Raw genomic sequence first — 25,417 nt, 5'->3', positions numbered from 1 at the left:
GATTCGTGACCACTCGGCGGAACTGAGCGGGGTGTCGTGGCCACCCGACGCAGCGGGCCGGGGCGAGTCGCACCCGGACCGGGCAAGGCCGGGCCAGACCGGGCAAGGCCGGCCCCCAGATCGAGACCGGGACCGGGACACAGACCGGCACCTTCCGTCCGGACGTGACCGCGCCCCGCCCGGAAGAACCGGACGGGGCACGAGGCAGGGCACGAGGCACGGGGCACGAATCACTCGGCGACGATCACCACAGGGTGTCGGCGCCCGACCGGATCAGGCGAACGCCTCGATCGGCGGGCAGGCGCACACCAGGTTGCGGTCGCCGTACGCCTGGTCGATGCGGCGCACCGGCGGCCAGTACTTCCGGCCGCTGATGCCCGGCAGCGGGTAGACGGCCTGCTCGCGGGTGTAGGCGTGCGCCCACTCCCCCGAGATCACCGACGAGGCGGTGTGCGGCGCGTGCACGAGCGGGTTGTCGTCCGCCGGCCACTCTCCGCGCTCGACCGCTGCGGCCTCGGCCCGGATCGCGAGCATGGCGTCGACGAAGCGGTCGAGCTCGGCGAGGTCCTCGCTCTCGGTCGGTTCGACCATGAGCGTGCCCGCGACCGGGAACGACATCGTCGGCGCGTGGAACCCGTAGTCGACCAGGCGCTTCGCGACGTCGTCGACCGTGATCCCCGTGGTGTCCCGCAGCGGCCGGAGGTCGAGGATGCACTCGTGTGCGACGAGCCCGTCGTCGCCCGTGTACAGCACCGGGAACGCCTCGCGCAGGCGGGACGCGATGTAGTTCGCCCCGAGCACGGCGGCCTCGGTCGCACGGGTGAGGCCCTCGAGCCCCATCATCCGGACGTAGGTCCACGTGATGGGCAGGATGCTCGGGCTGCCGTACGGCGCCGCGCTGACCGGCCCACCGGCGTGCGCCAGGCGGTCGTCGGCGTCGGCCGTCGTCGCACCGGAGCGCCGGTCGGCCTGCTGCGCGAACGGGTGCCCGGGCAGGAACGGCGCCAGGTGTGCCTTCGCGGCGACGGGACCCACGCCGGGGCCGCCACCGCCGTGCGGGATGCAGAAGGTCTTGTGCAGGTTGAGGTGCGACACGTCGCCGCCGAAGTCGCCGAAGCGGGCGTGCCCGAGCAGCGCGTTGAGGTTCGCGCCGTCGACGTAGACCTGGCCGCCGGCGTCGTGCACGGCGTCGCAGATCTCGCGGATGTCGTGCTCGTAGACGCCGTGGGTGGACGGGTACGTGATCATCAGCGCTGCGAGGGTGTCGGCGTTGGCGGCGACGCGGGCCCGGAGGTCCTCGAGGTCGACGTTGCCGTTCTCGTCGCAGGCCACCACGACGACCTTCATCCCGGCGAGCACCGCGGATGCGGCGTTCGTGCCGTGCGCGCTCGACGGGATCAGGCAGACCGTCCGGTCCTCGTCGCCACGAGCCTGGTGGTACCCGCGGATGGCCAGCAGCCCGGCGAGTTCGCCCTGGCTGCCGGCGTTCGGCTGCAGGGACACGGTGTCGTACCCGGTGACCTCGGCGAGCCACGACTCGAGGTCGCCGATCATGTCGAGGTACCCCTCGACGTCCGCACGCGGTGCGAACGGGTGCATGTTCGCGAACTCTGGCCAGGTCACGGCGGCCATCTCGGTCGCCGCGTTGAGCTTCATCGTGCAGCTGCCGAGCGGGATCATGCCGCGGTCGAGCGCGTAGTCCTTGTCGGACAGGTGCTTGAGGTACCGCATCATGCGGGTCTCGCTGCGGTGTGCGCTGAACACGGGGTGCGTCAGGTAGTCGCTCTCGCGCTGCAGGGCGGACGGGAGGCCCGTGGCCGCGTCGCGCACGGCTGCTTCGGTCGCGGGCACCGTCACGTCCACCGCGCCGAGCACGCCCGCCAGCGCCACGACGTCGTCGGGCGTGGTCGTCTCGTCGACGGAGAGCTGGAAGGTGTCGGCGTCCACCGTGTGCAGCAGGTAGCCGGCGTCCTGCGCTGCCGCGACGATCGTCTCGGCGCGACCGACGGCCCGCAGGGTGAGCGTGTCGAAGTACGCGTCGTGCACGATCTCGACCCCGGCGTCGCGTGCCACGGCGGCGAGCGCACCGGTGGTCCGTGCGACCCGACCGGCGATGAACCGCAGGCCTTCGGGCCCGTGGTAGACCGCGTACATCGACGCCATCACGGCGAGCAGGACCTGCGCGGTGCAGATGTTGCTCGTCGCCTTCTCGCGGCGGATGTGCTGCTCGCGGGTCTGCAGGCTGAGGCGGTAGGCCATCTGGCCGTCGGCGTCGAAGGACACCCCGACCAGGCGACCGGGCAGCTGGCGCTCCAGGCCGGCGCGCACGGCGAGGTAGCCGGCGTGCGGGCCGCCGAAGCCGAGCGGGACGCCGAAACGCTGGCTGGTGCCGACGGCGACGTCGGCCCCCAGGTCGCCGGGGCTGGCGAGCAGGGTCATCGCGAGCAGGTCGGCGGCGACGACGGCGATGCCACCGCCGGCGTGGACGCGCTCGATGACGGACGACGGGTCGACGATGCGGCCCGAGGCGCCCGGGTACTGCAGGATGACGCCGAACGCCCCGTCGAGCTGCTCGTCGCTGGGGCCGTCGACGGCGTCGAACGCGCGCAGCGTGATGCCCACGGCGTCGGCACGGTGGTCGAGCAACGCACGGGTCTGCGGCAGCAGGTCGGCGTCGACGAGGAACGCGTCGCCCTTGACCTTCGAGGCGCGGCGGGCGAGGAGCATGCCCTCGACCACGGCGGTGCCCTCGTCGAGCATCGAGGCACCGGCGGTGGCCATGCCGGTCAGGTCGGACACCATCGTCTGGAAGTTGATGAGCGCTTCGAGGCGGCCCTGCGAGATCTCGGGCTGGTAGGGCGTGTACGCCGTGTACCAGCTCGGGTTCTCGAGCACGTTCCGCTGGATCACCGCGGGGGTGTGGGTGCCGTGGTAGCCGAGACCGATCATGGCGCGTCGGACGGTGTTGCGACCGGCCTTCGCGCGGAGTTCGGCGAGCGCCTCGGTCTCGCCGACGGCGGCCGGGATCACCGAGTCGGCGACGGGCCCGACGTGGATGGACTCCGGGATCGCGGCACGGACCAGGGCGTCGAGCGACGGCTGCCCGACGACGTCGAGCATCTCCTGCTGGTCGGCTGGGGTGGTGCCGATGTGGCGGTCGGCGAAGGACGTCTGGAGGTTCTCGAACGCGGTCATGCGATGGAGGCCCGGTAGGCGTCGTGGTCCATCAGGTCCTCGGGGAACGAGGTGCCGTCGACCTTGATCTTCACGAGCCAGCCGGCACCGAAGGGGTCCTGGTTGACGGTGTCTGGGGTGTCGACGACGGCGTCGTTGACCTCGACGACCTCGCCCTCGATCGGGGCGAAGAGCTCGCCGACGCTCTTGGTCGACTCGATCTCGCCGATCTGGTCGCCGGCGGTGGTGGCGGTGCCGACGGCGGGGAGTTCGACGTAGACGACGTCACCGAGCTGCTCGGCGGCGTGGTCGGTGATGCCGACGGTGACGGTGTCGCCCTCGACGAGCAGCCACTCGTGGTCGGCCGTGTACTGGAGTGCGGTCTGGTCGGTCATGGGGTCAGCCTTTCGAGGCGCGGCGGTAGAAGGGGAACGCGGAGACCGTGCTGGGGACGGCAGTCCCGCGGACGTCGATGTGGAGGACCTGTGCCCCGTCCGACGCGGCGGCGAGCGCAGCCGGGTCGACGAAGGCCATCGCGACGGGGTGACCGAGCGTCGGCGAGAGCGCGCCCGAGGTCACGGTGCCGACGACCGCACCGTCGAGCACGACGTCGTAGCCGGCCCGGGGAGCACGACGGCCCTCGGTCACCAGGCCGACGAGCACGCGGGCGTCCGCGGACGGGGTGACGCCGGCAGCACCGACGAACTCGCCGTCCTTCGCGACGACGCGGCCCAGGCCTGCCTGGGCCGGACGGACGTCGGTGCCGAGCTCGTGCCCGTACAGGGGCATGCCCGCCTCGAGCCGCAGGGTGTCGCGTGCGGCGAGCCCGGCGGGGACGACCCCGCGGTCGGCACCGGCCTCGAGCAGCGTGTCCCAGAGCACCGGGGCGGTGTCCGGGTCGGTGTAGACCTCGAAGCCGTCCTCGCCGGTGTAGCCGGTGCGCGCGACGAGCACGTCGGCGCCGTCGAACAGCGCGTGCAGCACCCGGTAGTAGCCGAGCTCGTCGAGCGGGGTCTCGGGCTGCAGGCGGTCGGCGACGACGAGGGCGTCGAGCGTGCCGGCCGCCGCGGGGCCCTGGATGGCGACGAGGGCCGTGGTGTCGGAGTCGTCGGAGACCTCGACGTCGAAGCCGTCGGCCCGGGCGGTCAGCGCGGCGACGGCGACGTCACGGTTGGAGGCGTTCGCGACGACGAGGAAGACGTCGTCGTCGGTCCGGTACACGACCAGGTCGTCGAGGATCCCGCCGTTCTCGGCGAGCAGCAGCGAGTACTTGGCGCGACCGACCGGCATCTTCCCGAAGGACCCGGCGAGCGCGTGGTCGAGGAAGGCGACGGCGTCGGTGCCGGTCACCCCGATCTCGGCCATGTGGGACAGGTCGAAGACCCCGGCGGCCTGGCGCACGGCGTGGTGCTCGGCGAGGTCCGACGAGTAGCGCACGGGCATGCGGTACCCGGCGAAGTCGGTGAAGGTCGCACCGGCGGCCTCGTGCACGGCTTCGAGCGGCGACGAACGCTGCCCCGGAGTGGGCTGTGGGGACGGACTCATGGCGGAGTTCTCCTGGCATCGGCAGGGCCCGGCGACGATCGCCGGGTGGAACTCCCCCTCTGTCATGGGCCTGAGAGTTTCACCGCGGCCCGTGAGGTCCGGCGGCTTTCACCGTGGGCGAGACGACCGAGCGTCTGCTTTTCAGAGTGGCCTGTCCGCTGCGGTGTGGGACCTGAGAGATTGACGGGGGGATTGCTCCTTCGGTGCCGTGCGCGCGCCCGAGGGCACGATGTACCCAGAGGTACTGCACGGCGTCTCCCGCGACGGATGAACGGCCGGTGTGTTCAGTTGTCCGCGTCGAGCATATCGAGGCCGCGTTTCGGGCGTGTGTCGCGAGCGAACCTTCGACATCTCGTAGAATGCGGGGATGGCCGGACAACGATCGCGCCCCCGCGGGCAGCTGGAGCAGGCGGTGCTCGACGCGCTCCGCTCCGCCGACGCCGGGCTCACCGCACGCCAGGTCCTCGACGCGTTCCCCGAGCCCCGCCCCGCGCTGACGACCGTGCTCACCGTGCTCGACCGACTCGGCCGCAAGGGCCAGGTGGAACGGGAGCAGCACGACGACGCTCCCCTGACCTTCCGCGCCGTGCACAGTCGCGACGAGCAGACCGCCTCACTGATGTCGAGTGCGCTGGCCGCCTCGACCGACCGCGAGGCCGCACTGCTGCAGTTCACCGGGTCGCTCGCCTCGGACGACCTCGAGGCCCTGCGCCGCGCCCTCGACGCCCGCGCCCGCTCCTGACCGGCCGCACACCGTGGTCGTCGCCGGCATCGCGCTCATCGTCCTCGCACTCGCGGTGGTGGTGTTCGCGCCCCGGGTCCTGACCCGTTCCGCCTGGACGATCGACCTGCCCCGCACCGCGCTGGTCTGCTGGTCGATCGCGGTCCTGCTCGGCGTCGTCGGCTTCGTGGCCGGCATCGCCCTGGTCGTGCTCGCCGACCGTCCGGTCACCGAGCTCTTCGGCGGGGACGGCTCCCCCACGCACGGCTTCAACGTGGGCGTCGCGGTGCTCGCGGTCGTCGCGTTCGTCGTCGCGGTCCGGGTCCGCCCCGGCCCCGAACACGAGGCCGTCCGGCAGGCGATGCGTTCCGGGGTCGCCCCGCACCGCGAGATCGACGGCACCCCCGTCGCCGTCGTCGAGGCCGACCACGCACTGGCGTGCGCCGTGCCGGGTCGGAGCGGTGGGGTCCTGGTCAGCACCGGCCTGGCAGACCGGTTGCGCACCGACGAACTGGAGGCCGTGGTCGCCCACGAACGCGCCCACCTGACCCAGCACCACGCGGCTGCGGTCGCGGTCGCGGAATCGATCGAGCGTGCGGTCCCGTGGGTGCCCGGTGCGCGCGCCATGGCGCGGTCGACGCGCGTGCTCGTGGAGTTCGCCGCGGACGACGCGGCGGCCCGTCGCGTCGGACGCGACGCCCTGCGCCGGGCGGTGCTGGTGGCGGACGGGAGCAGCGCGCTCGGCGCGATCCGAGCCTCCAGGCTGTCGTAGCGCCCCTGTCGGAGGCGAGGAATAGGGTGTCAGCACCGTGAAGCCACTGACCGAAGCCGACATCCGATCGTCGTTCGTGAACGCCACAGCCGACGAACTCGCACAGCTGCCCATCCCCGGCCTGCACGAGACCCTCTGGGACGAGCGCGAGTTCCTGGGGTGGCGCGACCCACAGGCCGCCCGCCGCGGGTACATCGTGTCCTGGATCGACGAGCGCCCCGTGGGCATCGTCGTCCGGTCCGCCGGTGGATCGCTGCGCCCCGGCATCGCCGCGATGTGCTCGTTCTGCCACTCCCCGCAGCCCGCGACCCAGGTCCGGCTGTTCTCCGCCGCACGTGCTGGCGAGTCCGGCCGCAACGGCAACACCATCGGCACGTACATCTGCGAAGACCTCGGCTGCCCGATGCTCATCCGCACCGCACCGCCGCACCTGAACCCGCCGGCGACCATCGCGATGCGGGGTGCGTCCCTGCTCCAGCGCGTGCAGAACTTCACCGCGGACATCATGAAGACGGCGTGAGCCGGTTCGGCACCGCCCGCTGGGCCGTGGTCGAGGAACTCGGCGACGGACGGTGGCGACTCACCCTGCGGGACGAAGCCGACGATGAACTCGGCGCCTTCGGCCTGGGGGTCGAGGGCCCGTGGGACCCCGATGTCGAACCGCACGTCGGGTTCGTGCTCGTGCAGCTCGGCCTGACGCTGCGCGGGGCCCGGCCGTGGCGCATCGACGAGCTCGGTGACCACCGGGCGCCCGTCCTGTCGCTCGGCTGAACGAGGACGCCCGACCGGCTCACGTCCGTGCACCGAGGCCGCTCGGTCAGTCCGCGGCGACGAAGTTGCGCAGGATCTCGCGGTCGTCGTCAGCGCGCATCGCCCACGCGAGCTCGCTGCGGTGGTCGCTGTCCTCGAGCGGCAGGAGCGTCACCGTGTCGGGTGCGGCGAGCGCGGCGCTCTCCGGCACCACCGTCACGCCGAGGCCCACCCCGACCAGGTGCAGCACGGTCGCCCAGGTGGTGGCCTCCTGCACGACGACGGGTCGGCGCCCACCGGCGGTGACCGGTGCCAGGTTGCGCTCGGTCGCCAGCGCTCCGGCGACCGCCGGGAAGAACACGAACGGTTCGTCGACCAGCTCGGTGCCGCGGATGCGCTCGCGGCCTGCCAGTCGGTGCCCGCGCGGGACGGCGGCGACGAACGCCTCGGACCGGAACGGCAGCAGGCGTACGGCGGGGTCCGGGTCGGCATCGCGGACGACGGCGAGGTCGAGCTCGCCGCGGACGATCCGCGCCAGCAGCGTCGACGAGTACCCCTCGGTCAGTTCCACCCGGACCAGGGGGTAGCGCTCCCGGAACGCCTGCACCCGTTCGATCGGCCCGAGGGGCAGCGCGGAGACCACGAACCCGACGTCGAGCCGACCGACCTCGCCCCGACCGACCCGGACCGTCTCGTCGAGGTCGCGCCGCACCTGCCCGATCAACGACCGCGCACGGCCCTGCAGCACCCGGCCGGCGGCGGTCAGGGCGACGCTGCGGCTGGTCCGGACGAACAGGTCGACCCCGAGCGCGCGCTCGGTCCGCCGGATCTGCTGGGACAGTGCGGGCTGGGCCATCCGCAGCTGTCCGGCCGCTCGGCCGAAGTGCAACTCGTCGGCGACGGCCAGGAAGGCCCGCAGGTGACGGAGGTCGACGTCGGGTTCTCGATCCATGCACACAGCGTATCGATCAGCGCGAACGAGTATTGGACGCGACTGCATCGTCGATCGAGGATGGAGGCATGCCCGAAGCGACCTCGACCGTCACCATCGCCGACCTCGCCACCCCCGCCGACGCCGAGGCGTTCCGCACGCTCAACGAGGCCTGGATCACCCGGTACTTCACCCTCGAGGACGAGGACCGGGTGTTCCTCTCCGACCCCGTCGGCCGCGTCGTCGAGCAGGGCGGTGCCGTCCTGGTCGCCCGGCTCGACGACCAGGTCGTCGGGTGCATCGGGGTCGTGCCCACCACCCCCGGCGTGTTCGAACTCGTGAAGATGGCCGTCTCCCCCGACCACCAGGGGCACGGCACCGGGCGGAAGCTCATCACCGCGGCACTCGACCGGGCCCGCGAGCTCGGAGCACACCGCATCGACCTGGAGAGCAACGCGCAGCTCACCAGCGCCGTGCACCTGTACGAGGCGTTCGGGTTCCGGCACCTGCGCGAGGACGAGGTCGCCCCGAGCCCGTACGTGCGGGCCGACGTGCACATGACCCTCGACCTGCACTGACGTTCGACCTGCGCCGACGGCGGCCCCGTCCCGGTACGCTCACGGCATGGCGATGTACGAGGTGCAGGCGGTCCGCGAGGCCGGCACGTGGCAGGTGTTCATCGACGGCTTCATGGTGACCGAGGTCTCCCGGTGGCCGTCCGTCGGGTTCGTCGCCCGCGAGCTCCTCGCGATGGACCGCGACGACGACCTGCGCATCCGCGTCGTCGGCCGCAACCAGTACGTGGCCTGACCCCGGCGGGCTCGAGTGAGCAGAAGACATCGAGTGCGTGGCGCCGACCCGACGTCTCGTGTTCACTCGGTGCTGTGTAGCCGGCAACGACGCCGTTCCACCGCTCACGCGACGTGCCAGACCAGCCCCTCCTGTGCGCTCGACGGGTACGCCGACGCGATCCGGAACACGGCCTCGCGCAGGGTCTCCGGAGAACAGGCCAGGTTGAGCCGGACGAACCCCCGCCCTTCGGACCCGAACCCCAGCCCGGAGTTCAGCGCGACGTACGCGTTCTCGCGCAGCGGCACCGCGGGGTCGTCGCCGAGGCCGATGCCCCGGAAGTCGAGCCACGCCAGGTACCCGGCGCGCGGCCGCGTGTAGACCACACCGGGCAGGTGTTCGGCGAGGAGCTTGGCGAGCAGTCGGTCGTTCGCCACGATGCGCGCCACGACGTCGTCGAGCCAGTCCGTCGCCAGGGTGAACGCCGCCAGGTTCGCGTGCAGCCCGAGGATGCTTGTACGGCAGGCGACCTCCTCCCACAGGGTGTCGAGGAGCGCGGCGGTCCGGGGATCGCCGGCGACGATGACCGAACACTTCACGCCGGCGAGGTTCCAGCCCTTGCTCGCCGAGGTCACGCACACGCTCCGGGCTCCGACGGGCTCGGCGACGGCGGCGAACGGGGTGAACTGCACGCCGGGGTGGGTCAGGGGTGCGTGGATCTCGTCGCTGATGACGAGGACGTCGTACTTCGCGGCCAGTTCGGCGATCGCGACGAGGTCGGCCCGGTCGTGCACGAGCCCGACGGGGTTGTGCGGGTTGCAGAGCAGGAACACGCCGACCCCGTCGGCGAACGTCCGCTCGAGGCCCTCGAGGTCGAGCCGGTACTGCCCCCACTGCTCGAGCAGCGGGACCTCCTCGACCTGACATCGAGCTTCTTCGACGAGCTCGAAGAACGGCGGGTACACCGGCGGAGTGATCGCGACGCGGCCGCCGTCGGGCAGCGCGAGCCGGAGCGACTCGACGATCCCGACACTGACGTCGGTGGCCAGGTGGATCCGCGACGGGTCGATCTGCCAGCCCCAGCGGTCCAGCGCGAACTGCGCGAAGGCCGGTGCGAGCGGGCCGGGGCCGTCGAGGTACCCGAGGTCGGACTGCGAGACCCGTTCGATCAGGGCCTGGCGGATCGCCGGCGCGACGTCGTGGTCCATCTCGGCGACGAACAGGGGCAGCACGTCGGGCGCGTACCGCGTCCACTTGATGCTCGTCCGGACCCCACGGAGCGTGCCGACCGGGTCCTGCTCGTCGCTCGCCATGCGTCCCAGCATGCCCCTGCCGGGAGGCCCGGCGCGACTCCCGACGTCATCCCACGTCGTCTTCGGGTGGGGTCACGGCCGGGGGCCGCCCCGTCGGCCTACGCTCGGCGACATGAGCACGAGCACCGCCGACAAGGCCGTCACCCTCAAGCAGCTGCACGAAGCCCCCGATATCCTGCGCGTCGTGAACGTGTGGGACGCGATCACCGCGAAGGTCGTCAGCGACCTGCCCGGCACGAAGGCCATCGCGACCGCCGGGCACTCGATCGCCGCGTCGTACGGGTACGAGGACGGCGGCATGCCGCTCGACCTCGCCCTGTCGGGCGCCGCGATCGTGGCCGCCGCGACGGACCTGCCGGTCACCGCCGACCTGGACGACGGGTACCAGGACCCCGCCGAGACGATCCGCCGCGCCATCGGCTCGGGCATCGTGGGTGCCAACGTCGAGGACCGGCTGCGTCCCTTCGACGAGGCGGTCGCCCGCGTCGCCGCGATCACCGCAGCGGCGCAGGCCGAGGGTGTCGACTTCCAGCTGAACGCCCGCACCGACGCGATCGCCCGCGGCGGCGAGCGCCCGATCGACGAGAGCATCGAGGACGCGATCGCCCGAGGCAAGGCGTTCCTGGACAACGGTGCCGCCCTGGTCTTCGTGCCCGGCGCGATCGATCGTTCCGTGGTCGAGCGCCTCGTCGCCGGTCTCGGTCGCGGCAAGCTCTCGGTCATCGGCCTGCCCGGCGCCCTGCCCGCCGCCGAGTACGAGGCGCTCGGCGTCGCCCGCATCTCCTACGGCCCGCTCACGCAGCGGGTCGCGCTGCGCGCGCTCCGCGACCTGGCGACCGACCTGTACGCCGACGGCGTCGTGCCGGAGGACACCCCGACCCTGAACTGACGGAGCAGACGGACGGGAGGCCCGTGGCGGTGTCGCCACGGGCCTCCCGTCCGTCCCGTGGTCGCGTCACGCCCCCCCCCCCGCACCCATGCGCACGTCGTTGCGATCCGGGGCACGTGTGCCGATCCAGGGCATGCGAACCCGGGCTGGCGGGGCATTCTCCTGCCGCTACTGTCGTGCCATGCCGGTCGACGTCGAAGCTCTGCTCACCCCGCCCTCCCCCGTCGCTGCGCGCGCACTGGACGTCGTGCGGGCATGGTCCGAACCGGCTCTCGTCAACCACTGCCTGCGGTCGTGGGCATGGGCGGTCCTGCTCGCCCCGACGGTCGACCTCGAACCGGACCCCGAGCTGCTCTTCGTCGCGACGATGCTCCACGACCTCGGCATGACTCCGTTGTTCGACGCCCACCGGGTGCCCTTCGAGGACGCCGGCGGCGCGGTCGGATCGGTCTTCGCGCTCGGCGCCGGGTGGGACGCCGTGCGAGCCCGTCGGGTCAGGGAGATCATCGAGCGGCACATGTGGCGGTCCGTCGACCCGGAGCTCGACGCCGAGGGGCACCTGCTCGAGGTCGCGACCTCGCTCGACGTCTCCGGCGTGGGCTTCGACAGGTGGTCGTCGAACGACCTGCGGGACGTCACGGGCGCGCTGCCCCGTCTGGACTTCTCGGCGACGTTCGACGGGCTGATCCACGAGCAGGCTGCGCGCAAGCCCTCTTCGGCCGCAGCCCGCCTCGACGGGTCGGGCAACGTGGCCGCCGGCGGAGACCGCTGGACGGTGTTCCTGGCCTCCTGACGCTCGGTCCGGTCGCTTGCTGGACTTCTCGGCGGGGCGGGCGTATAGTCTCTGGTTGGTGCACTGCAGCGAACCCATCTGACTCGCGCACACCAACCTCTCGACACCGACTCACCCGAGTCGCATTCCACTCGAGACACCGCTCGATCCGAACGGACGAGCTGCACGTTGAAACGCGACGTGCGCGCCCCGCACTCGATGCGTCGCGCTGGACTGAGACGTCCGCCGACACCGAGTCGCCCTGGCGCCGAATGACCAGGAAGTACAGCACCATGACCAGTAACGAACGAATCACCGTGTTCGGGACCGCACTCGCGGCCCCGACGATCACCCCCGACCGCATCGCCGAGTTCCCGGTGCGCGACGACCGCTCGCAGCGCGAGTACCTCGTCCGCATCGCAGCCGACGACCTGGGGACCTTCGTCACCCGGGGCACCCGGCTCGACGCCGTCGGCGAGGCCGGCTGGACCGTCCCCGGCCGCTCCTGGGCGGGCGAGGCCAGCCGCACCCTGCTGCAGGCACAGTCCGTGCAGGCGGGCGAGATGGCCCTCGCGGCCTAGGTCCCACCAGCACCACCACGAAGCGCCGCCGAGTCTGCTCGGCGGCGCTTCGTCGTTCCCGGTGCTCGTCTAGAGCCGAGAGCTATGGGGGAGGTCGCCATGCGGATCGAACGGGCTGCGCAGTTGATCCGCGCTGCCCGCGAAGACCTCGGCCTCTCGCAGACCGGTCTCGCTGCCGCCGCCGGCATGCAGCAGCCCACCATCTCGGCGTACGAGAGCGGAAGGAAGCGGCCACGCGAGGACTCGCTCCGGCGGATCCTCGAAGCGGCGCACACCCGCCCGAGCATCCCGCTGGCCGTCTACGCCGACGCGATCCTCGACGAGGCGAAGCGCTTCCACCTCGACGACGTCCGCGTCTTCGGCTCCGCGGTGCGCGGGCAGGACACCGAACACAGTGACATCGACCTGCTGGTCCACCTGACCCCCGCGGCATCGCTGTTCGATCTCGGTGGGTTCGCGCACGAGGTCGAGCGCATCACCGGTTTCGAGGTCGACGTCCTCACCGACGACCTACCCGGTCGGATGCCGGGGCCGTCCGTCGGCTTCACTCGTACCCGTCGAAGCGGTAGCTGATCTGCGGGTCGTACAGCGGCAAGCCCAGGTCGACCACCGCAGAGATGACGACGTTCCACTGCTCCGAGTCCATGCCGTAACAGGTCGTGGTCACCATCTGCGGGCTGTAGCTCACATCGATCGCACCGCGGTTCCCCGGCCCGGCGAGCATCGTCTGGTCGGCACCGTCCGCGCGGGTCTTCTCGACGGCCCAGTGCGGAAAGGCGGCGATGAGGGCGGCCTCGACAGCCTCGTGGTCGAGGGCCTCGAGTCCGGAGACGTGCTCACCGTCCACCAGGCGCTCGTACACCTGCGCGGAATCGAGTCGCTCGCTCGTGCGCCAGAAGGCGAACTGTTGGCTCATGTGCCCCTCGGTCTAGTTGTTGAAGCGGAACTCCACCACGTCGCCGTCCTGCATGACGTAGTCCTTGCCCTCGATGCGGGCCTTGCCGGCAGCGCGGGCCTCGGCGATCGAGCCGGTCGCGACCAGGTCATCGAACGAGATGACCTCGGCCTTGATGAAGCCCTTCTCGAAGTCGGTGTGGATGACGCCGGCAGCCTGGGGAGCCTTCCACCCCTTGCCGATCGTCCACGCACGGGCTTCCTTCGGACCGGCCGTCAGGTAGGTCTGCAGCCCGAGGGTGTCGAACCCGATGCGGGCGAGCTGGTCGAGGCCCGACTCGGTCTGACCGGTCGACTCGAGCAGTTCGGCGGCGTCGGCAGGGTCGAGGTCGATGAGCTCCGACTCGACCTGGGCGTCGAGGAAGACAGCCTGGGCGGGGGCCACCAGCGCGGCCAGCGCGGCCTTGCGGGACTCGTCGGTCAGGATCGCCTCGTCGACGTTGAAGACGAAGATGAAGGGCTTGGCGCTGAGCAGCCCGAGCTCGGAGATCGTGGACAGGTCGATCTTCGTGGCGGAGAGCAGGGTGCCCTGCTCGAGCGCGGCACGGGCCTCGCGAGCGGTCTCGAGCACGACCGGCTCGGCCTGCTTGAGCTTGAGCATCTTCTCGTACCGCGGGAGCGCCTTGTCGATGGTCTCCATGTCGGCGAGGATCAGCTCGGTGTTGATGACCTCGAGGTCGTCCTTCGGGGAGACCTTGTTCGCGACGTGCACGACGTCGTCGTCGGTGAAGCCACGGACGACCTGCGCGATGGCGTCGGCCTCGCGGATGTTGGCGAGGAACTTGTTGCCCAGGCCTTCGCCCTCGCTCGCGCCCTTGACGATGCCCGCGATGTCGACGAACGACACCGGCGCCGGCACGGTCTTCTCCGAGTGGAAGAGCTCGGCGAGCTGGTCGAGCCGCGAGTCGGGCAGGTTCACCACCCCGACGTTCGGCTCGATCGTCGCGAACGGGTAGTTCGCGGCGAGGACCTGGTTCTTGGTCAGGGCGTTGAACAGGGTCGACTTGCCGACGTTCGGGAGACCGACGATTCCGATGGTGAGAGCCACGGGAGAACAGCCTACCGGCGGCGGCCTGTCGGAGCCGACCCGGGCCTCCAGTCCGTTCGTCAGGCCAGCAGACGTGACCCAGCCATACGGGGCCGCAGGGCCGTGATGCGGCGCTCGACGAGGTCGAAGACGTCGGCCTGCAGCCGCTGCGAGAGCCGCCAGTCGCCAGGCACCTGCAGCGAGTGGTCGGCACGGTCGACGGTCTGGAGGCGCGCAGCCGTCCCCGAGACACGGTCGGGCCGCCACATGGTGTCGGCTCCACCCCCGATCGCGTCGTGCGCGTCAGTCGCGGCGGCGAGCGCCGTGGCCACATCGTCGTGCGTGAGCACCGGGGTGAGCCAGACCCCGGGCACGTCGTTGCGGATCGCCCAGGGCAGGGCGAAGCAGCCGAACGACTTCGCGACGACGAGGTCGGGCAGCCGGTCCCCCAGCGCCGCGGCGACAGCGGCCTCGACGAAGCCGACCGGATCGGCTCCGGCGGCGTCGTCGACCTGCCATCGTGGCGCGATGACCTCGCACCCCGCAGCGAGCGCGATCTCGCTCGTCCACCAGAGCAGCGGCGCCTGCTGCCCGTAGCCGGTCCCGGCGAGCACCAGGACGAGCGGACGTCGGTCGGCGTCGTTCCCCATGCGCTGAGAGTAGCCACACGCAACGCCGAGGGGAACGGACGGCGATGTCGGAACCCCGTGCGACGATCGGGACCGTGCCGTTGAACTTCACCGCGATCGACTTCGAGACCGCCAACAGCTCGCCCGCCAGCGCCTGCTCCGTCGGGCTGGTGAAGGTCCGCGCCGGCCGGGTCGTCGATCGGGCGTCGTGGTTCATCCGCCCGCCGTTCGGGCACGACGCGTTCCTCGAGTGGAACACCCGCATCCACGGCATCGTCGCCGAGGACGTCGCGCGCGCCAAGACGTGGGAGCAGCAGTACCCCGACCTGGTGGCCTTCGCCGAGGGCGACGTCCTGGTGGCGCACAACGCCCGCTTCGACATGGGCGTCATCGCCGGTGGGTGCTCCGCGACGGGGATCGACCTGGCCGAGCACCACTCGCTGTGCTCCCTGGCGGTCGCCCGCAAGACCTACACGCTCGACTCCTACCGCCTGCCGGTCGCCGCGATGGCCGCCGGGTTCGAGGGGTTCCAGCACCACGACGCCGCTGCCGACGCCGAGGCCTGCGCTGCGATCGTGGTGCACGCCGCCGGGCACCACGGTGTCGAGACGGTCGAGGCACTCGGCGCGGTCACCCGGGTGACGATCGCCCCGGTCCGTGCTCGTGCCGAGAAGCCGAAGGCCGCGAACCAGCCGCGGCTGTCGAACCGACCGATGGTCTTCGCCGACTGACGGGGTTCGCCGACTGGCGCAACGCCCGTTGCGCTCGGCCGGGGTGCCACATCCCCGGTGGTATTGTCACGACAATGCCGTCGGCACCGTCGCCGGCATCTCCGCACGTGTGAAGGACCGCGATGACCAACGAAGGCCAGCTGCCGTCCGACCTGTTCATGGACCTGGACCGGTCGGGTCCCATGCCCCTCTACTTCCAGGTTGCCTCGCGCATCGAGGAGTCGATCCGCTCCGGCGCGATGCCGCCAGGGGCCCGGCTCGAGAACGAGATCGCCCTCGGTGAGCGTCTGGGCCTGTCGCGGCCGACGATCCGTCGTGCGATCCAGGACCTCGTCGACAAGGGTCTGCTGGTGCGCCGCCGCGGCATCGGGACCCAGGTCGTGCACGGCCCGGTCACGCGCAAGGTCGAGCTGACCAGCCTGTACGACGACCTGGCCCAGGGTGCGCAGGCTCCGGCGACGAAGCTGCTGCAGCGCGACGACGTCCCCGCTCCCGACGACGTGGCCGCAGCGCTGAGCGTCGAGCCGGGCACGATCGTCGCGCACATCCGACGGGTGCGGTTCGCCGAGGACGTCCCGATGGCGATCCTCGAGAACTACCTGCCGCCGGAGTTCCTCGACCTGACGGACGATGACCTGCAGGCGCACGGGCTGTACCAGCTGCTCCGCGGCCGGGGCGTCACGATGCGGGTGGCCAAGCAGCGGATCGGCGCCCGGGCGGTCACCGACGAAGAGGCCGGTCTGCTCGAGATCGAGGACGGCGACCCAGTGCTCACGATGAGCCGTACCGCGTACGACGCCTCGGGCCGGGCGGTCGAGTACGGCGTGCACTGCTACCGCCCCGACCGGTACTCGTTCGAGGTCACGCTCGTCGACAAGTAGGTCGCTCGTCGAGCGGTCACGACTCGCTGTCGGCAGTGCGCCGAGTGGTCACGAACTGTCGCCCGGACGCCCGGCAACCGACACTTCTTGACCACTCGACGGAACTGAGCGGGGTGTCGTGACCGCGCCGCCCCCGCCCCGCCCCCGCACGGCCTCAACCGAGCGCGGGCACCCCGAGCTCGCCCGTCACGTACTGGGCCCGTCCGAATCCGAACGACCAGTCCTGCGGCCCGTTCTCGACGTAGCCGATGAAGACGTCCTCGGACGCGACGCCGATCGCCGCGAGGGCGTCGTGGATCGCCCGGTACAGTGACGCCTTCGCCTCGTCGGTCCGTCCGTGCTGCGTGAACACCTGGATCATCACGACACCCTCGGTGCGCTCGAACCCCAGACCGGCGTCCTCGGCGATGATCTGCTGCGCCGGGTGCTCGGTGATCACCTGGAACCGGTCTCGCACCGGGATCCCGTACACGTCGACGATGGCCTGGTGGATGGCGTCGGCGATGCCACGGACGGCCTCGGGCGTGCGGCCGGTGGTGAGGTCGATTCGGACGAGCGGCATGGTGCCTCCTGGTTGCTCGGACTTTGTCCTTACATACTAACAAGGGAGCGGCACCGCGTGTCTAGATCCTGGGTGTCGGCGCCCCGTACGTCAGCGGCCCGTCGACCAGGGCGACATCGTGCCACGCACCGTCGACCAGCGAGGCCTCCGCCGCCTCGACGATCGACGCGGCAGCGAGCCCGTCCGCGACCGACGGCGCCAGCTGCTCCCCGCGCCGGACACTCGCGATGAACTGCGCCGCCTCGATCGCCTTCAGGTCGTCGTAGCCCATCGCGGTGCCGGCGCCGGGCTGGAAGCGACCGAATTCGCCGTCCCCGGGTGCGACGTAGTGGGTGGCGTACCCGTCGACCTCTTGTCCGTCGAGGTACACCTCGAGCTCGTTGAGGCGCTGGAAGTCCCACCGGACCGAACCGCGGGTGCCGTAGATCTCGAGCGTGTACTCGGCGTGCGGCCCACGCATGACCCGACTCGAGTCCATCGTGCCGACCGCACCGTCCTCGAACCGGAACAGCAGCGCGGCGTAGTCCTCGTTCTCGACGGCGCCCAGTTCACCGGTCGCCGCCGCACTGCGGTCGACGATGCCGGCAGCAGGCCGGGGCCGCGACTCGATGAACGTCTCCGCGAGCGCACTGACCGAAGCGATCCGACCGACCACGTACTGCGCCAGGTCGAGCCCGTGCGACAGCAGGTCGCCGAGCACGCCCGATCCTGCGCGCTCACGCTCGAAGCGCCAGGTCAGCGGGGCCGCCGGGTCGGACGAGTAGTCGGCGAGCAACGATCCGCGCACGTTCGTGATCCGGCCGAGCCGCCCGCTGCGGACGAGTTCACGGGCACGCTCGATCGCCGGGGCGTGCCGGTAGTTGAACCCGACGCTCGTGATGACGCCCGACTGTTGCACCGCCTGGTGGATGGCGCGGGAGTCGCTGGCGTACCGCCCCATCGGCTTCTCGATCCAGAACGGCTTGCCCGCCTCGGCCGCGGCGACGGCCATCTCGCGGTGCAAGAAGTTCGGCGAACAGATCGACACGACGTCGACGACCGGGTCGGCGAGGACCTCCTGGTAGTCGGCGACGGCACGTTCGTACCCGAGCCGCGTCACCGCCTGGTCGCGCGCCGCCTCGACCGGGTCGGCCGCGACGACGAGCCGCGGCTGGACGCCGAGCTCCGGGAAGTGGTCCGGCAACGCCCGGTAGGCGCGCGAGTGCAACCGCCCCATCCAGCCGACCGAGATCAGCCCGACGCCGATGCTGTCCATGGAGAACTCCTTCGTTCAGGTGACGCGCGTTGGAGCGCGACAATGACCCTAGCCGATGCTGCGGACTTTGTCAGCACATGCCGCAACCGCCTGGAGGCCCGGTGCCGGTCTCAGGGACCGGCACCGGGCCTCCAGGCTGGTACGGCAGCGCCCGGGGCGCGACCCCGCGGTTCCGACCGGGGATCGCGCTGCGCAGCTGGTCACGTCTCAGTTCGCGGGGACGATGATGTCGCGGACCAGGGCATCGAGCTTCGCATCGGCGTCCAGGAACTGCCGGAGCGTCGTCACGGTCGCACCGAAGCGGTCGAACTCGTCGATGGTCATGCCGTCCACGTCGTAGCCGCGGGCGAACTCCGGCGTCGCCGCCCGGAGCGCCTCGATGACGTGCACGGGGACCTCGTCGTCGATGGCGTGCGGGCGGAACGGGAACGCGTTGTCGTTGATGTCCTTCGTCCACTGGAACGGCGGCGAGACGACGAGGTCACCGCCCTGGAACTCGGACCACTGCAGCGCGTTGCGGAACGCGGCGACCAGCACGCGCGAGCGGAACCCCCGCTCCTGGAAGACGCGGTAGGCGTTCTTCACCGCCGCGACACCGGCCCACTCGAGGATGCCCGGGTCCACCATCACGTGGTCACGCTTGACGACGGTCTTCAGCCAGTCGTCGAAGCGGCCGGCCATCAGGGTGACGACGTGGCCGAACTCCTGCTCCGGCTTGCCCTCGGCAGCACGACGGTCGAGGGCACGCTCGATGGCCTCGCCCACGGCGACGACCTGCGGCACGGTGAAGGACACCGTGGCGTTGATCGAGACCCCGCGGTAGGCGGCTTCCTCGATCGCGGCGATGCCGACCTTCGTGGCGGGGATCTTCACGATGATGTTCGGCGCGAGCTGCGAGAACCGCACGGCCTGCTCGACGAGCGCGTCCTGGTCGCGGTGGAACCGGGGATCAGTCTGCATCGACAGTCGACCGTTGCGGCCGCCGGACGCCTCGAACGCGGGCAGCAGCTGCGCCGCGGCGGCGATGGAGAGCTCCTCGACGGCCTTCCAGCCGATCCAGGACTCCCCCGCCGTCGGGTGCTCGGCAGCGATCGCACGGATGCGGGGGACCCAGGTCTCCGGGTCCTGCTGGATGCAGGTGTACGCGATCACCGGGTTGCATGTCGCCCCGACGGCACCGTACTGGTGGATCGCGGTCGACAGCTCCCGCGGGTCGGCGGAGTCGTTCCACAGGGCGGTCGGGGTCTGTTCCGCGGCCTGCAGGGTGACGGGACGGGAGTCGGCGTCGGTGGACGCCTGCGTCTCGAGGGTGGTGGTCATCGGTGGAGTCCCTTCGTGATCGTGTCGAGCTGGAACCGCGACACCGCGTCGGCGTCCTCGTCCTCGGCGAAGACGCTCGAGACCGCGACGGTGTCCTCGCGCGCCGAGAAACCGACCCGGTCGAGCGCCGCCCAGAAGGCGTCGAAGTCGACGTCCGCCTGCCCGGCCGGCAGGTGCTGGTGCACGCGGACCGGGTTGCCGGGCGGGTTCGTGATGTAGCGCAGGCCGTGCGAACGACGGTGGTCGTACGCGTCGGCGACGTGGACCAGCTGCAGCGAGTCACCGGCGGCGTCGATGATCTCGTCCATGTTGCCGCCGTAGTGGAACGTGTGGCAGGCGACGTACACGAAGCCGACGTGCTTCGAGTTCAGGCCGCGGATCACCCGGAGCGCCTCGAGCCCGTCCTCGACGAAGTCGTCGGGGTGCGGGTCGATGAGCACCCGGATGCCGGCGTCCTCGATGATCGGCAGCAGTTCCTCCATCGACCGGTAGAACTGGTCCTCGGACTCCTCGGCGCGCTCGGGGCGGCCGGAGAACTCCGTGTTGATGGTGTCCACGCCGAGGCGCTTCGTGATCTCGATGACCCGCTTCCACTTCTGCACCGCAGCCTGTCGGGCGTCCTCGTCCGGGCCCGACCAGCGCAGCACCGGCAGCACGCTCGCCACCTGGACCCCGGCGTCACGGCAGGCCGCGGCGAACGCGTCGACCAGGTCGTCGTCGGCCTTGGGGTGTCGGTAGAAGGGGATGAAGTCCTTGTGCGGGGTGAGCTGCAGGTACTCGTACCCGAGCTCCGCGACCTTGCGCGGGAACTCGAGCAGCGACAGGTCGTGGTGGAACGGGGTGGGGTCGAGCGCGATCTTCGGCATCGATCAGGCCCCGGCGAGCGCGGCGGTGTCGCTCGTCGCGTCGCTGGTCTCGTCGTAGAACGCCGGCTTCGTGACCGCGTACTCCACCACTTCGTGCGCGCCGGACTGCTGGGCGCGGACGGCGACCTCGGCGACGACGGAGGCGGTGTAGCCGTCCCAGGCGCTCGGCCCGTCGATGCCGCCGGTCCGGGCCGCGTCGACCCAGCGCTGGACCTCTTCGTCGTAGGCGGCACCGAAGCGCTCCTTGAAGGACGGCGTGACGCCCTGCGAGGTCGCTCCGGCTGCGACGAGCGAGAGCGACGTGTCGCGGCCGATGTACGCGACACCGGACTCGAACACGGCGTCGGTGGTGACCTGGTAGCCGAACTGGGCGTTGACGTTGATCTCGACGATCGCCATCGTGCCGGACTCGGTGGTGAACAGGACGAACTGCGGCTCGGGCAGGTCGGCCGGCGCGAGGGAGTTCTTGCGCGGCTTCTTCACCTCGACGCTCGTGATGGCTTCGCCGGTCAGGAACGGGATGATGTCGATCTCGTGGATCACCGAGTCGTGGATGAGCATCGACTCGCTGAAGTTCGGCGGCGTCGTCGGGTTGCGGTGCGCGTGGTGCAGGGCGAGCAGGGCACCGTTCGCCCCCGACTCGCGCAGGGCCTTGAGCTCCTGGTACCCGGCGTCGAACCGGCGCATGAAGCCGACCTGGATGACGGGCCGGGCGGCGTGCTGCTGCTCGAGCTCGACGATGCGCAGCGAGTCCTCGGCGCTGGTCGTCAGCGGCTTCTCGCACAGGACGGTGAGGCCGCGCTCGAGCGCGGTCACCAGGATCGGCTCGTGCAGGAAACCCGGCGTCGCGATGATGACGGCGTCGATCTCGGTCTGCTCGAGCGCCTCGTCGAAGGACGCGGCGGTGATCGCACCGGGCGCCAGGGCGGCTGCCGCAGCGGCACGGGCCTGGTCGGGCTCGACGACGGCGACGACGTCGGCGTTCGAGATCTTGGCGGTGATGCGGCGGACGTGGTCGGCGCCCATCATGCCGGCGCCGACGACGGCGACGCGGAGGTTCTGCGTGGTGGTCATGGTGGTGTTCTCCTGGTGGTTGTTGACGCTGCGTGGACGGCGCGTCAGGAGGCGCGGGCGGCCGAGGTCGAGCCGAAGATGTGCTGGAAGGTGCGTTCGGCGATCGGGCCGGGGGCGTCGACGGAGCAGCCGTACATGTCCTGCTCGACGATGCCGAAGACGTCCGGGTTGATCGCGGCGACGGCCTCGATGATCGGGGCGAGCTCGGGGGTGCCGTGCGGCGGCTCGGTCATGATGCCCTGCGACACCGCGGTCGCGAACGGCACGTCGTTCTTGAGCACGTCGAACAGCAGGTCGGTGTCGACCTGCTTCAGGTGCAGGTAGCCGATGCGCTCCGGGTGGGCGGCGATGAGCTTGAGGTTGTCGCCGCCGTAGTAGGCGAAGTGGCCGGTGTCGAGGCAGAGGTTCGTGTACTCGGGGTTCGTGACCTCGAGGAACCGGACGGTCTCCTTGTAGGTGCCGACGTGGCTGTCCGCGTGGGTGTGGAACTGCTGGTGGACGCCGTACTCCTCGAGCAGCGCCTTGCCGAGCTGGTCGTGGCCCTTGCCGAGACGCTCCCACTGCTCGTCGGTGAGCGTGCGCGCCTCGAGCACCTCTTCGGTGGCGTCCGAGCGCCACAGGTCGGGGATCGTCACGAGGTGCTCGGCACCGAGCTTCGCGGCCAGGCCGGCGACGGCGACGGCCTGGTCCCACGCACGCTGGAACTGGTCCTCGCCCTTGTGGAACCCGGTGAAGACCGTGCCCGCCGACAGCTTGAGCCCGCGGGACTCGAGCTCGTCGGACAGCTGGGACGGGTCGGTCGGCAGGTACCCGTACGGGCCGAGCTCGATCCACTCGTACCCGGCAGCGGAGGCCTCGTCGAGGAAGCGCTGCCACGGCACCTGCTTCGGGTCGTCCGGGAACCAGACGCCCCACGAGTCAGGTGCGGTGCCGATGCGGATCGAGGCGGGCGCCGCGTCGGTCGCGGGGCTGCCGATGGGGGTGACGGTGTCGGTCATGACGTCGCTGTCGCTTTCTGTCTCGTGAACGGTTCAGCCGAGCAGCGGACGCTGCGTGGCGACCTGCTGCTCGTACTCGGCGCGGGCGGCCTGGGTGCTGGGGAGGGTGGAGGTCTGCGCGACCGGCACGTCCCACCAGCCGTCGCCCTCGGGGGCGTAGACCAGCGGGTCGGAGTTGATGTGCACCAGGGTGGTGTGGTCGTTCGCCTTCGCCTGACGCAGCGCGGCCTTCAGGTCCTCGATGCTGTCCGGACCGGGCTGCACCTCGATGACGTCGACGCCGTACGAGCGGGCGTTGGCGGCGAGGTCGACGGGCAGGGGCTCGCCGTTCTCGAACGACTCGGTCTCGTCGAGGTAGCGGTACTTCGTGCCGAAGCGCTCGGAGCCGACGGTCTCGGACAGGTGCCCGATCGACGCGTACCCGTGGTTCTGGATGAGCACGACGATGATCTTGATGCCCTCGGCCACGGCGGTGACGAGCTCGGTGTGCAGCATCAGGTAGCTGCCGTCGCCGACCATCACGATCGCATCGCGGTCCGGCGCCCCGCGCCGGACCCCGATGCCGCCGGCGATCTCGTAGCCCATGCACGAGAACGCGTACTCGACGTGGTACCCGAGTTCGTCGCGCACCCGCCAGAGCTTGTGCAGGTCGCCGGGCAGCGAGCCCGCGGCCTGGATCACGACGTCGCGCGGGTCGGAGACCGACTGCACGGCTCCGATGATCTCCGGCTGGCCGGGCAGGTCCGCGCCGGACGGCGCGAACGCGCCGTCGACGGCAGCGTCCCACGCCGCCTTCAGCGAGGCGATCTCGGACGCGTAGCCGGGCTCGACGACGTACGCCGTGTCCGACGTGAGCGACTCGGTCAGGGCGACCAGGGCCTCCCGGGCGTCCGCGATCAGCGGCAGCTGCGATCCGTGCTTGTAGGCGTCGAACGCGGCCACGTTGACGTTGACGAACGTGACGTCGGGGTTCTGGAACGCCGTGCGCGACGCCGTGGTGAAGTCGCTGTAGCGGGTGCCGATCCCGATGACGACGTCGGCCTGGGCGGCGATCGCGTTGGCGGCGGCGGTGCCGGTCGCGCCGATCCCGCCGAGGTACTGCGGGTGGTCCCAGACCAGGGATCCGCCGCCGGCCTGCGACGTGCCGACCGGGATCCCCGTGGCCTCGACGAAGGCACGGAGCTCGTCGGCGGCGTCGGAGTACAGGACCCCGCCGCCGGCCACGATGACCGGACGCCGGCCGGCACGGATCGCGGCCACGGCACGCTCGAGCGGGCCACGCTCGGGCAGCGGACGGCGGATGTGCCACTCACGCGGCTGCAGGAACGCGACGGGCACGTCGAACTCCTCGGCCTGGACGTCCTCGGGCAGGGCGATCGTCACCGCACCGGTCTCGGCCGGGTCGGTCAGGACCCGCATCGCGGCGAGCGCGATCGAGAACAGCTGCTCCGGACGCTCCACGCGGTCGAAGTAGCGCGACAGCGGACGGAAGGCGTCGGTGACCTGCAACGACGTGTCGTGCGGCAACTCGATCTGCTGGAGCACCGGGTCGGTGGTGCGCGTGGCGAAGGTGTCCGACGGCAGGAGCAGTGCCGGCAACCGGTTCGTCGTGGCGAGTGCTGCGGCGGTCAGCATGTTGGCGGCGCCCGGACCGACCGACGCGGTCGACGCGAACGTCGCACGGCGTCGGTGCATGCGGGCGAAGCCGACGGCCTCGTGCACCATCGCCTGCTCGTTGCGGGCCTGGTGGTAGGGCAACAGGCCGGGCTGCTCGACGTGGAGCTGCTTGATCGCCTGACCGACACCGGCGACGTTGCCGTGCCCGAAGATGCCGAAGATCCCCGGGATGGTGCGTTCGCGGACGTCACCGTCGACGGTCCACTGGTTGGCCAGGAACTCGACGAGTGCCTGTCCGACGGTCATCCGACGCGTCGCGCCGGCCTGGCGCGTGGTGGTGGTCACGCGTCCTCCTTCTGGTAGGGCAGGCGCGGGTCGAGCTGCTCGCTCTCCCACGCCCGGCGGACCCAGCCGTGGGCCGGGTCGTCGGTGATGTTCCAGACGCGCTCCGGGTCGGGCCCGGCCATCACGTTCAGGTAGTACATGTCGTAGCCGGGAGCGGCGACAGCGGGACCGTGCCAGCCGTGCGGCACCAGGGCGACGTCACCGGTGCGGACCTGCCGGAACTCGTCGATGGCGCGGTCGTCCGAGGCGTAGGTGCGGTGCAGGGCGAACGGGTCGGCGGCCTCGGGCGCGATCGACTCGAGCCCGCGGGACACCGCTGCCTCGTAGTAGTAGATCTCTTCCAGGTTGGACTCCGACCCGGGCACGTTCGTGTCGTGCTTGTGCGGCGGGTACGACGACCAGTTGCCGGCCGGCGTGATCACTTCACACACGATGAACTTGACGGCGTCGAGCGCGGCCGGGGTGCCGAAGTTGTGCACCTGGCGGCTCGACTGCCCGGCGCCGCGGAGCTCCACCGGCACGTCCGGCCGGGCCACGTACGTGGTCGGCTTGACGATGTCGGTGGGGGCTTCCGCGACGGCGAACCGACCGTCGCCGGTGATGGTGGCCGCGGAACCGGAGCCCAGGTACAGGACGTCGGTGGGACCGTCGAAGACGCTCCCCCGCCCCTGCAGGTCCTGCTCGCCGTCATCGGCGGCGCCCGAGTGGGTCACGTGGAACGACCCGGCGAGCGGCACGATGATGCGCTCCACGGCGTCGGCCGGGAGGCGCAGCTCGCCCCCGTCGGCCACCGCGCCGGTCCGGAGCCCGGTGTGCGCCCACCCCTCGATGCGTCCGTCGACGACGTCGGTCCAGCCCGCTTCGGGCCGGGAGCCCGCCGGGATGAACCACTGGTCGTGCTGGTGCTGTTCGTTCGCCATG

The 25,417-nt window shown here is 71.1% G+C and carries 28 protein-coding genes and 1 riboswitch; of the genes, 12 read left to right on the top strand and 16 right to left on the bottom strand.

The window, feature by feature from the left end:
* Positions 1 to 273: 273 nt before the first annotated feature.
* Genes gcvP through gcvT form a run of 3 tightly spaced genes read right to left on the bottom strand, consistent with a single transcriptional unit; the run spans position 274 to position 4,719 of the window.
* A complete protein-coding gene (gcvP, locus tag BIU95_RS13630; protein WP_071251918.1) occupies positions 274 to 3,195 on the bottom strand; it encodes an aminomethyl-transferring glycine dehydrogenase in 2,922 nt (973 codons plus the stop codon).
* The gene (gcvH, locus tag BIU95_RS13625) at positions 3,192 to 3,569 is read right to left on the bottom strand and encodes a glycine cleavage system protein GcvH (protein ID WP_017887079.1); all 378 of its coding nucleotides are present in this window, start codon (positions 3,567 to 3,569) and stop codon (positions 3,192 to 3,194) included. The genes gcvP and gcvH overlap by 4 nt, the downstream gene beginning before the upstream one ends.
* Before the next feature lie 4 nt (positions 3,570 to 3,573).
* Positions 3,574 to 4,719 carry a glycine cleavage system aminomethyltransferase GcvT gene (gene gcvT, locus BIU95_RS13620; protein WP_031259689.1) on the bottom strand — a complete coding sequence of 382 codons (1,146 nt, stop codon included), beginning with the start codon at positions 4,717 to 4,719 and terminating at the stop codon, positions 3,574 to 3,576.
* A 151-nt stretch (positions 4,720 to 4,870) separates the two neighbouring features.
* A riboswitch (glycine riboswitch) is annotated at positions 4,871 to 4,990 on the bottom strand.
* 96 nt (positions 4,991 to 5,086) lie between these two features.
* On the opposite strand from gcvT, the gene BIU95_RS13615 reads away from it, so the two are divergent.
* Genes BIU95_RS13615 through BIU95_RS13600 form a run of 4 tightly spaced genes read left to right on the top strand, consistent with a single transcriptional unit; the run spans position 5,087 to position 6,983 of the window.
* Positions 5,087 to 5,461: a BlaI/MecI/CopY family transcriptional regulator gene (locus tag BIU95_RS13615; RefSeq protein WP_031259691.1), complete on the top strand. Its 375-nt coding sequence runs from the start codon at positions 5,087 to 5,089 to the stop codon at positions 5,459 to 5,461.
* A 13-nt stretch (positions 5,462 to 5,474) separates the two neighbouring features.
* Positions 5,475 to 6,212 carry a M48 family metalloprotease gene (locus tag BIU95_RS18780; protein ID WP_017887082.1) on the top strand — a complete coding sequence of 246 codons (738 nt, stop codon included), beginning with the start codon at positions 5,475 to 5,477 and terminating at the stop codon, positions 6,210 to 6,212.
* 37 nt (positions 6,213 to 6,249) lie between these two features.
* Entirely contained in the window at positions 6,250 to 6,732 is a 483-nt protein-coding gene (locus BIU95_RS13605) for an FBP domain-containing protein (protein ID WP_017887083.1), read from the top strand.
* Positions 6,729 to 6,983, top strand: a complete 255-nt coding sequence (locus tag BIU95_RS13600) for a hypothetical protein (protein ID WP_017887084.1) — start codon at positions 6,729 to 6,731, stop codon at positions 6,981 to 6,983. Before BIU95_RS13605 ends, BIU95_RS13600 begins: the two co-directional genes overlap by 4 nt.
* A 46-nt stretch (positions 6,984 to 7,029) precedes the next feature.
* On the opposite strand, the gene BIU95_RS13595 is transcribed toward BIU95_RS13600, so the two are convergent.
* Positions 7,030 to 7,914 carry a LysR substrate-binding domain-containing protein gene (locus BIU95_RS13595; RefSeq protein WP_071251917.1) on the bottom strand — a complete coding sequence of 295 codons (885 nt, stop codon included), beginning with the start codon at positions 7,912 to 7,914 and terminating at the stop codon, positions 7,030 to 7,032.
* Positions 7,915 to 7,982: 68 nt separating this feature from the next.
* Between BIU95_RS13595 and BIU95_RS13590 the strand changes: the two genes are divergently transcribed.
* On the top strand, positions 7,983 to 8,471 hold the full coding sequence (locus tag BIU95_RS13590) for a GNAT family N-acetyltransferase (RefSeq protein ID WP_071251916.1): 489 nt from the start codon (positions 7,983 to 7,985) through the stop codon (positions 8,469 to 8,471).
* A 46-nt stretch (positions 8,472 to 8,517) separates the two neighbouring features.
* Positions 8,518 to 8,703 (top strand): hypothetical protein, encoded by a 186-nt coding sequence (locus tag BIU95_RS13585; RefSeq protein ID WP_071251915.1) that lies wholly within the window; start codon positions 8,518 to 8,520, stop codon positions 8,701 to 8,703.
* Positions 8,704 to 8,807: 104 nt separating this feature from the next.
* On the opposite strand, the gene BIU95_RS13580 is transcribed toward BIU95_RS13585, so the two are convergent.
* Positions 8,808 to 9,995 carry a MalY/PatB family protein gene (locus tag BIU95_RS13580; RefSeq protein WP_071251932.1) on the bottom strand — a complete coding sequence of 396 codons (1,188 nt, stop codon included), beginning with the start codon at positions 9,993 to 9,995 and terminating at the stop codon, positions 8,808 to 8,810.
* Between the two features lie 112 nt (positions 9,996 to 10,107).
* Here BIU95_RS13580 and BIU95_RS13575 point away from each other — a divergent pair, with 112 nt between their 5' ends.
* From BIU95_RS13575 to BIU95_RS13560, 4 genes are all read left to right on the top strand, one after another.
* Complete coding sequence (locus BIU95_RS13575) at positions 10,108 to 10,884, top strand: isocitrate lyase/phosphoenolpyruvate mutase family protein (protein ID WP_071251914.1); 777 nt, start codon at positions 10,108 to 10,110, stop codon at positions 10,882 to 10,884.
* A 181-nt stretch (positions 10,885 to 11,065) separates the two neighbouring features.
* Positions 11,066 to 11,677 carry an HD domain-containing protein gene (locus BIU95_RS13570; protein WP_071251913.1) on the top strand — a complete coding sequence of 204 codons (612 nt, stop codon included), beginning with the start codon at positions 11,066 to 11,068 and terminating at the stop codon, positions 11,675 to 11,677.
* A gap of 272 nt (positions 11,678 to 11,949) precedes the next feature.
* A complete protein-coding gene (locus tag BIU95_RS13565; RefSeq protein WP_017887091.1) occupies positions 11,950 to 12,237 on the top strand; it encodes a hypothetical protein in 288 nt (95 codons plus the stop codon).
* Positions 12,238 to 12,336: 99 nt separating this feature from the next.
* Positions 12,337 to 12,810, top strand: coding sequence for a helix-turn-helix domain-containing protein (locus BIU95_RS13560; RefSeq protein WP_071251931.1), 474 nt, complete (start codon positions 12,337 to 12,339; stop codon positions 12,808 to 12,810).
* On the opposite strand, the gene BIU95_RS13555 is transcribed toward BIU95_RS13560, so the two are convergent.
* Genes BIU95_RS13555 through BIU95_RS13545 form a run of 3 tightly spaced genes read right to left on the bottom strand, consistent with a single transcriptional unit; the run spans position 12,782 to position 14,868 of the window.
* Positions 12,782 to 13,153 carry a hypothetical protein gene (locus tag BIU95_RS13555; protein ID WP_017887093.1) on the bottom strand — a complete coding sequence of 124 codons (372 nt, stop codon included), beginning with the start codon at positions 13,151 to 13,153 and terminating at the stop codon, positions 12,782 to 12,784. The two genes, BIU95_RS13560 and BIU95_RS13555, sit on opposite strands and share 29 nt — an antisense overlap.
* Positions 13,154 to 13,165: 12 nt before the next feature.
* Positions 13,166 to 14,239, bottom strand: coding sequence for a redox-regulated ATPase YchF (gene ychF, locus BIU95_RS13550; RefSeq protein WP_071251912.1), 1,074 nt, complete (start codon positions 14,237 to 14,239; stop codon positions 13,166 to 13,168).
* A gap of 59 nt (positions 14,240 to 14,298) precedes the next feature.
* Positions 14,299 to 14,868, bottom strand: coding sequence for a hypothetical protein (locus BIU95_RS13545; protein WP_071251911.1), 570 nt, complete (start codon positions 14,866 to 14,868; stop codon positions 14,299 to 14,301).
* A gap of 74 nt (positions 14,869 to 14,942) precedes the next feature.
* Between BIU95_RS13545 and BIU95_RS13540 the strand changes: the two genes are divergently transcribed.
* On the top strand, positions 14,943 to 15,578 hold the full coding sequence (locus BIU95_RS13540; protein WP_051067387.1) for an exonuclease domain-containing protein: 636 nt from the start codon (positions 14,943 to 14,945) through the stop codon (positions 15,576 to 15,578).
* A gap of 122 nt (positions 15,579 to 15,700) precedes the next feature.
* The gene (locus BIU95_RS13535) at positions 15,701 to 16,459 is read left to right on the top strand and encodes a GntR family transcriptional regulator (RefSeq protein ID WP_017887097.1); all 759 of its coding nucleotides are present in this window, start codon (positions 15,701 to 15,703) and stop codon (positions 16,457 to 16,459) included.
* Between the two features lie 154 nt (positions 16,460 to 16,613).
* Here BIU95_RS13535 and BIU95_RS13530 read toward each other — a convergent pair whose 3' ends face one another.
* The 8 genes from BIU95_RS13530 to iolB form a co-directional block, all read right to left on the bottom strand.
* Positions 16,614 to 17,021 (bottom strand): tautomerase family protein, encoded by a 408-nt coding sequence (locus BIU95_RS13530; RefSeq protein WP_071251910.1) that lies wholly within the window; start codon positions 17,019 to 17,021, stop codon positions 16,614 to 16,616.
* A gap of 61 nt (positions 17,022 to 17,082) precedes the next feature.
* Positions 17,083 to 18,276 carry a Gfo/Idh/MocA family protein gene (locus BIU95_RS13525; protein ID WP_042539391.1) on the bottom strand — a complete coding sequence of 398 codons (1,194 nt, stop codon included), beginning with the start codon at positions 18,274 to 18,276 and terminating at the stop codon, positions 17,083 to 17,085.
* Between the two features lie 207 nt (positions 18,277 to 18,483).
* Positions 18,484 to 19,596 carry a transaldolase family protein gene (locus tag BIU95_RS13520; RefSeq protein ID WP_071251909.1) on the bottom strand — a complete coding sequence of 371 codons (1,113 nt, stop codon included), beginning with the start codon at positions 19,594 to 19,596 and terminating at the stop codon, positions 18,484 to 18,486.
* Positions 19,593 to 20,462: a sugar phosphate isomerase/epimerase family protein gene (locus BIU95_RS13515; protein ID WP_071251908.1), complete on the bottom strand. Its 870-nt coding sequence runs from the start codon at positions 20,460 to 20,462 to the stop codon at positions 19,593 to 19,595. Before BIU95_RS13515 ends, BIU95_RS13520 begins: the two co-directional genes overlap by 4 nt.
* A 3-nt stretch (positions 20,463 to 20,465) precedes the next feature.
* Entirely contained in the window at positions 20,466 to 21,536 is a 1,071-nt protein-coding gene (locus BIU95_RS13510) for a Gfo/Idh/MocA family protein (protein ID WP_042539397.1), read from the bottom strand.
* A gap of 44 nt (positions 21,537 to 21,580) precedes the next feature.
* Positions 21,581 to 22,534: a sugar phosphate isomerase/epimerase gene (locus BIU95_RS13505; protein ID WP_071251907.1), complete on the bottom strand. Its 954-nt coding sequence runs from the start codon at positions 22,532 to 22,534 to the stop codon at positions 21,581 to 21,583.
* A gap of 33 nt (positions 22,535 to 22,567) precedes the next feature.
* Positions 22,568 to 24,457, bottom strand: coding sequence for a 3D-(3,5/4)-trihydroxycyclohexane-1,2-dione acylhydrolase (decyclizing) (gene iolD, locus BIU95_RS13500; RefSeq protein WP_071251930.1), 1,890 nt, complete (start codon positions 24,455 to 24,457; stop codon positions 22,568 to 22,570).
* Between the two features lie 35 nt (positions 24,458 to 24,492).
* Positions 24,493 to 25,416 (bottom strand): 5-deoxy-glucuronate isomerase, encoded by a 924-nt coding sequence (iolB, locus tag BIU95_RS13495; RefSeq protein ID WP_071251906.1) that lies wholly within the window; start codon positions 25,414 to 25,416, stop codon positions 24,493 to 24,495.
* Position 25,417 lies beyond the last annotated feature (1 nt).

Origin of the sequence: Curtobacterium sp. MCBA15_007 (assembly GCF_001864905.1) — a bacterium.
Lineage (GTDB): Bacteria > Actinomycetota > Actinomycetes > Actinomycetales > Microbacteriaceae > Curtobacterium > Curtobacterium poinsettiae.
The sequence above is the reverse complement of the archived record's forward strand: the minus strand, read 5'-3'. Positions and strand labels throughout refer to the sequence as shown.

What these genes read in the sequence shown, in the direction of transcription:
- BIU95_RS13575 (WP_071251914.1), top strand. Translation starts at nt 10,108, where the DNA reads ATGAGCACGAGCACCGCCGACAAGGCCGTCACCCTCAAGCAGCTGCAC.
- BIU95_RS13565 (WP_017887091.1), top strand. Translation starts at nt 11,950, where the DNA reads ATGACCAGTAACGAACGAATCACCGTGTTCGGGACCGCACTCGCGGCC.
- gcvT (WP_031259689.1), bottom strand. Translation starts at nt 4,719, where the DNA reads ATGAGTCCGTCCCCACAGCCCACTCCGGGGCAGCGTTCGTCGCCGCTC.
- BIU95_RS13590 (WP_071251916.1), top strand. Translation starts at nt 7,983, where the DNA reads ATGCCCGAAGCGACCTCGACCGTCACCATCGCCGACCTCGCCACCCCC.
- gcvP (WP_071251918.1), bottom strand. Translation starts at nt 3,195, where the DNA reads ATGACCGCGTTCGAGAACCTCCAGACGTCCTTCGCCGACCGCCACATC.
- BIU95_RS13615 (WP_031259691.1), top strand. Translation starts at nt 5,087, where the DNA reads ATGGCCGGACAACGATCGCGCCCCCGCGGGCAGCTGGAGCAGGCGGTG.
- BIU95_RS13545 (WP_071251911.1), bottom strand. Translation starts at nt 14,868, where the DNA reads ATGGGGAACGACGCCGACCGACGTCCGCTCGTCCTGGTGCTCGCCGGG.
- BIU95_RS13525 (WP_042539391.1), bottom strand. Translation starts at nt 18,276, where the DNA reads ATGGACAGCATCGGCGTCGGGCTGATCTCGGTCGGCTGGATGGGGCGG.
- BIU95_RS13520 (WP_071251909.1), bottom strand. Translation starts at nt 19,596, where the DNA reads ATGACCACCACCCTCGAGACGCAGGCGTCCACCGACGCCGACTCCCGT.
- BIU95_RS13595 (WP_071251917.1), bottom strand. Translation starts at nt 7,914, where the DNA reads ATGGATCGAGAACCCGACGTCGACCTCCGTCACCTGCGGGCCTTCCTG.
- BIU95_RS13505 (WP_071251907.1), bottom strand. Translation starts at nt 22,534, where the DNA reads ATGACCGACACCGTCACCCCCATCGGCAGCCCCGCGACCGACGCGGCG.
- BIU95_RS13585 (WP_071251915.1), top strand. Translation starts at nt 8,518, where the DNA reads ATGGCGATGTACGAGGTGCAGGCGGTCCGCGAGGCCGGCACGTGGCAG.
- BIU95_RS13570 (WP_071251913.1), top strand. Translation starts at nt 11,066, where the DNA reads ATGCCGGTCGACGTCGAAGCTCTGCTCACCCCGCCCTCCCCCGTCGCT.
- BIU95_RS13580 (WP_071251932.1), bottom strand. Translation starts at nt 9,995, where the DNA reads ATGGCGAGCGACGAGCAGGACCCGGTCGGCACGCTCCGTGGGGTCCGG.
- BIU95_RS13560 (WP_071251931.1), top strand. Translation starts at nt 12,337, where the DNA reads ATGCGGATCGAACGGGCTGCGCAGTTGATCCGCGCTGCCCGCGAAGAC.
- BIU95_RS13510 (WP_042539397.1), bottom strand. Translation starts at nt 21,536, where the DNA reads ATGACCACCACGCAGAACCTCCGCGTCGCCGTCGTCGGCGCCGGCATG.
- BIU95_RS13515 (WP_071251908.1), bottom strand. Translation starts at nt 20,462, where the DNA reads ATGCCGAAGATCGCGCTCGACCCCACCCCGTTCCACCACGACCTGTCG.
- iolB (WP_071251906.1), bottom strand. Translation starts at nt 25,416, where the DNA reads ATGGCGAACGAACAGCACCAGCACGACCAGTGGTTCATCCCGGCGGGC.
- gcvH (WP_017887079.1), bottom strand. Translation starts at nt 3,569, where the DNA reads ATGACCGACCAGACCGCACTCCAGTACACGGCCGACCACGAGTGGCTG.
- iolD (WP_071251930.1), bottom strand. Translation starts at nt 24,457, where the DNA reads ATGACCGTCGGACAGGCACTCGTCGAGTTCCTGGCCAACCAGTGGACC.
- BIU95_RS13555 (WP_017887093.1), bottom strand. Translation starts at nt 13,153, where the DNA reads ATGAGCCAACAGTTCGCCTTCTGGCGCACGAGCGAGCGACTCGATTCC.
- BIU95_RS13535 (WP_017887097.1), top strand. Translation starts at nt 15,701, where the DNA reads ATGACCAACGAAGGCCAGCTGCCGTCCGACCTGTTCATGGACCTGGAC.
- BIU95_RS13530 (WP_071251910.1), bottom strand. Translation starts at nt 17,021, where the DNA reads ATGCCGCTCGTCCGAATCGACCTCACCACCGGCCGCACGCCCGAGGCC.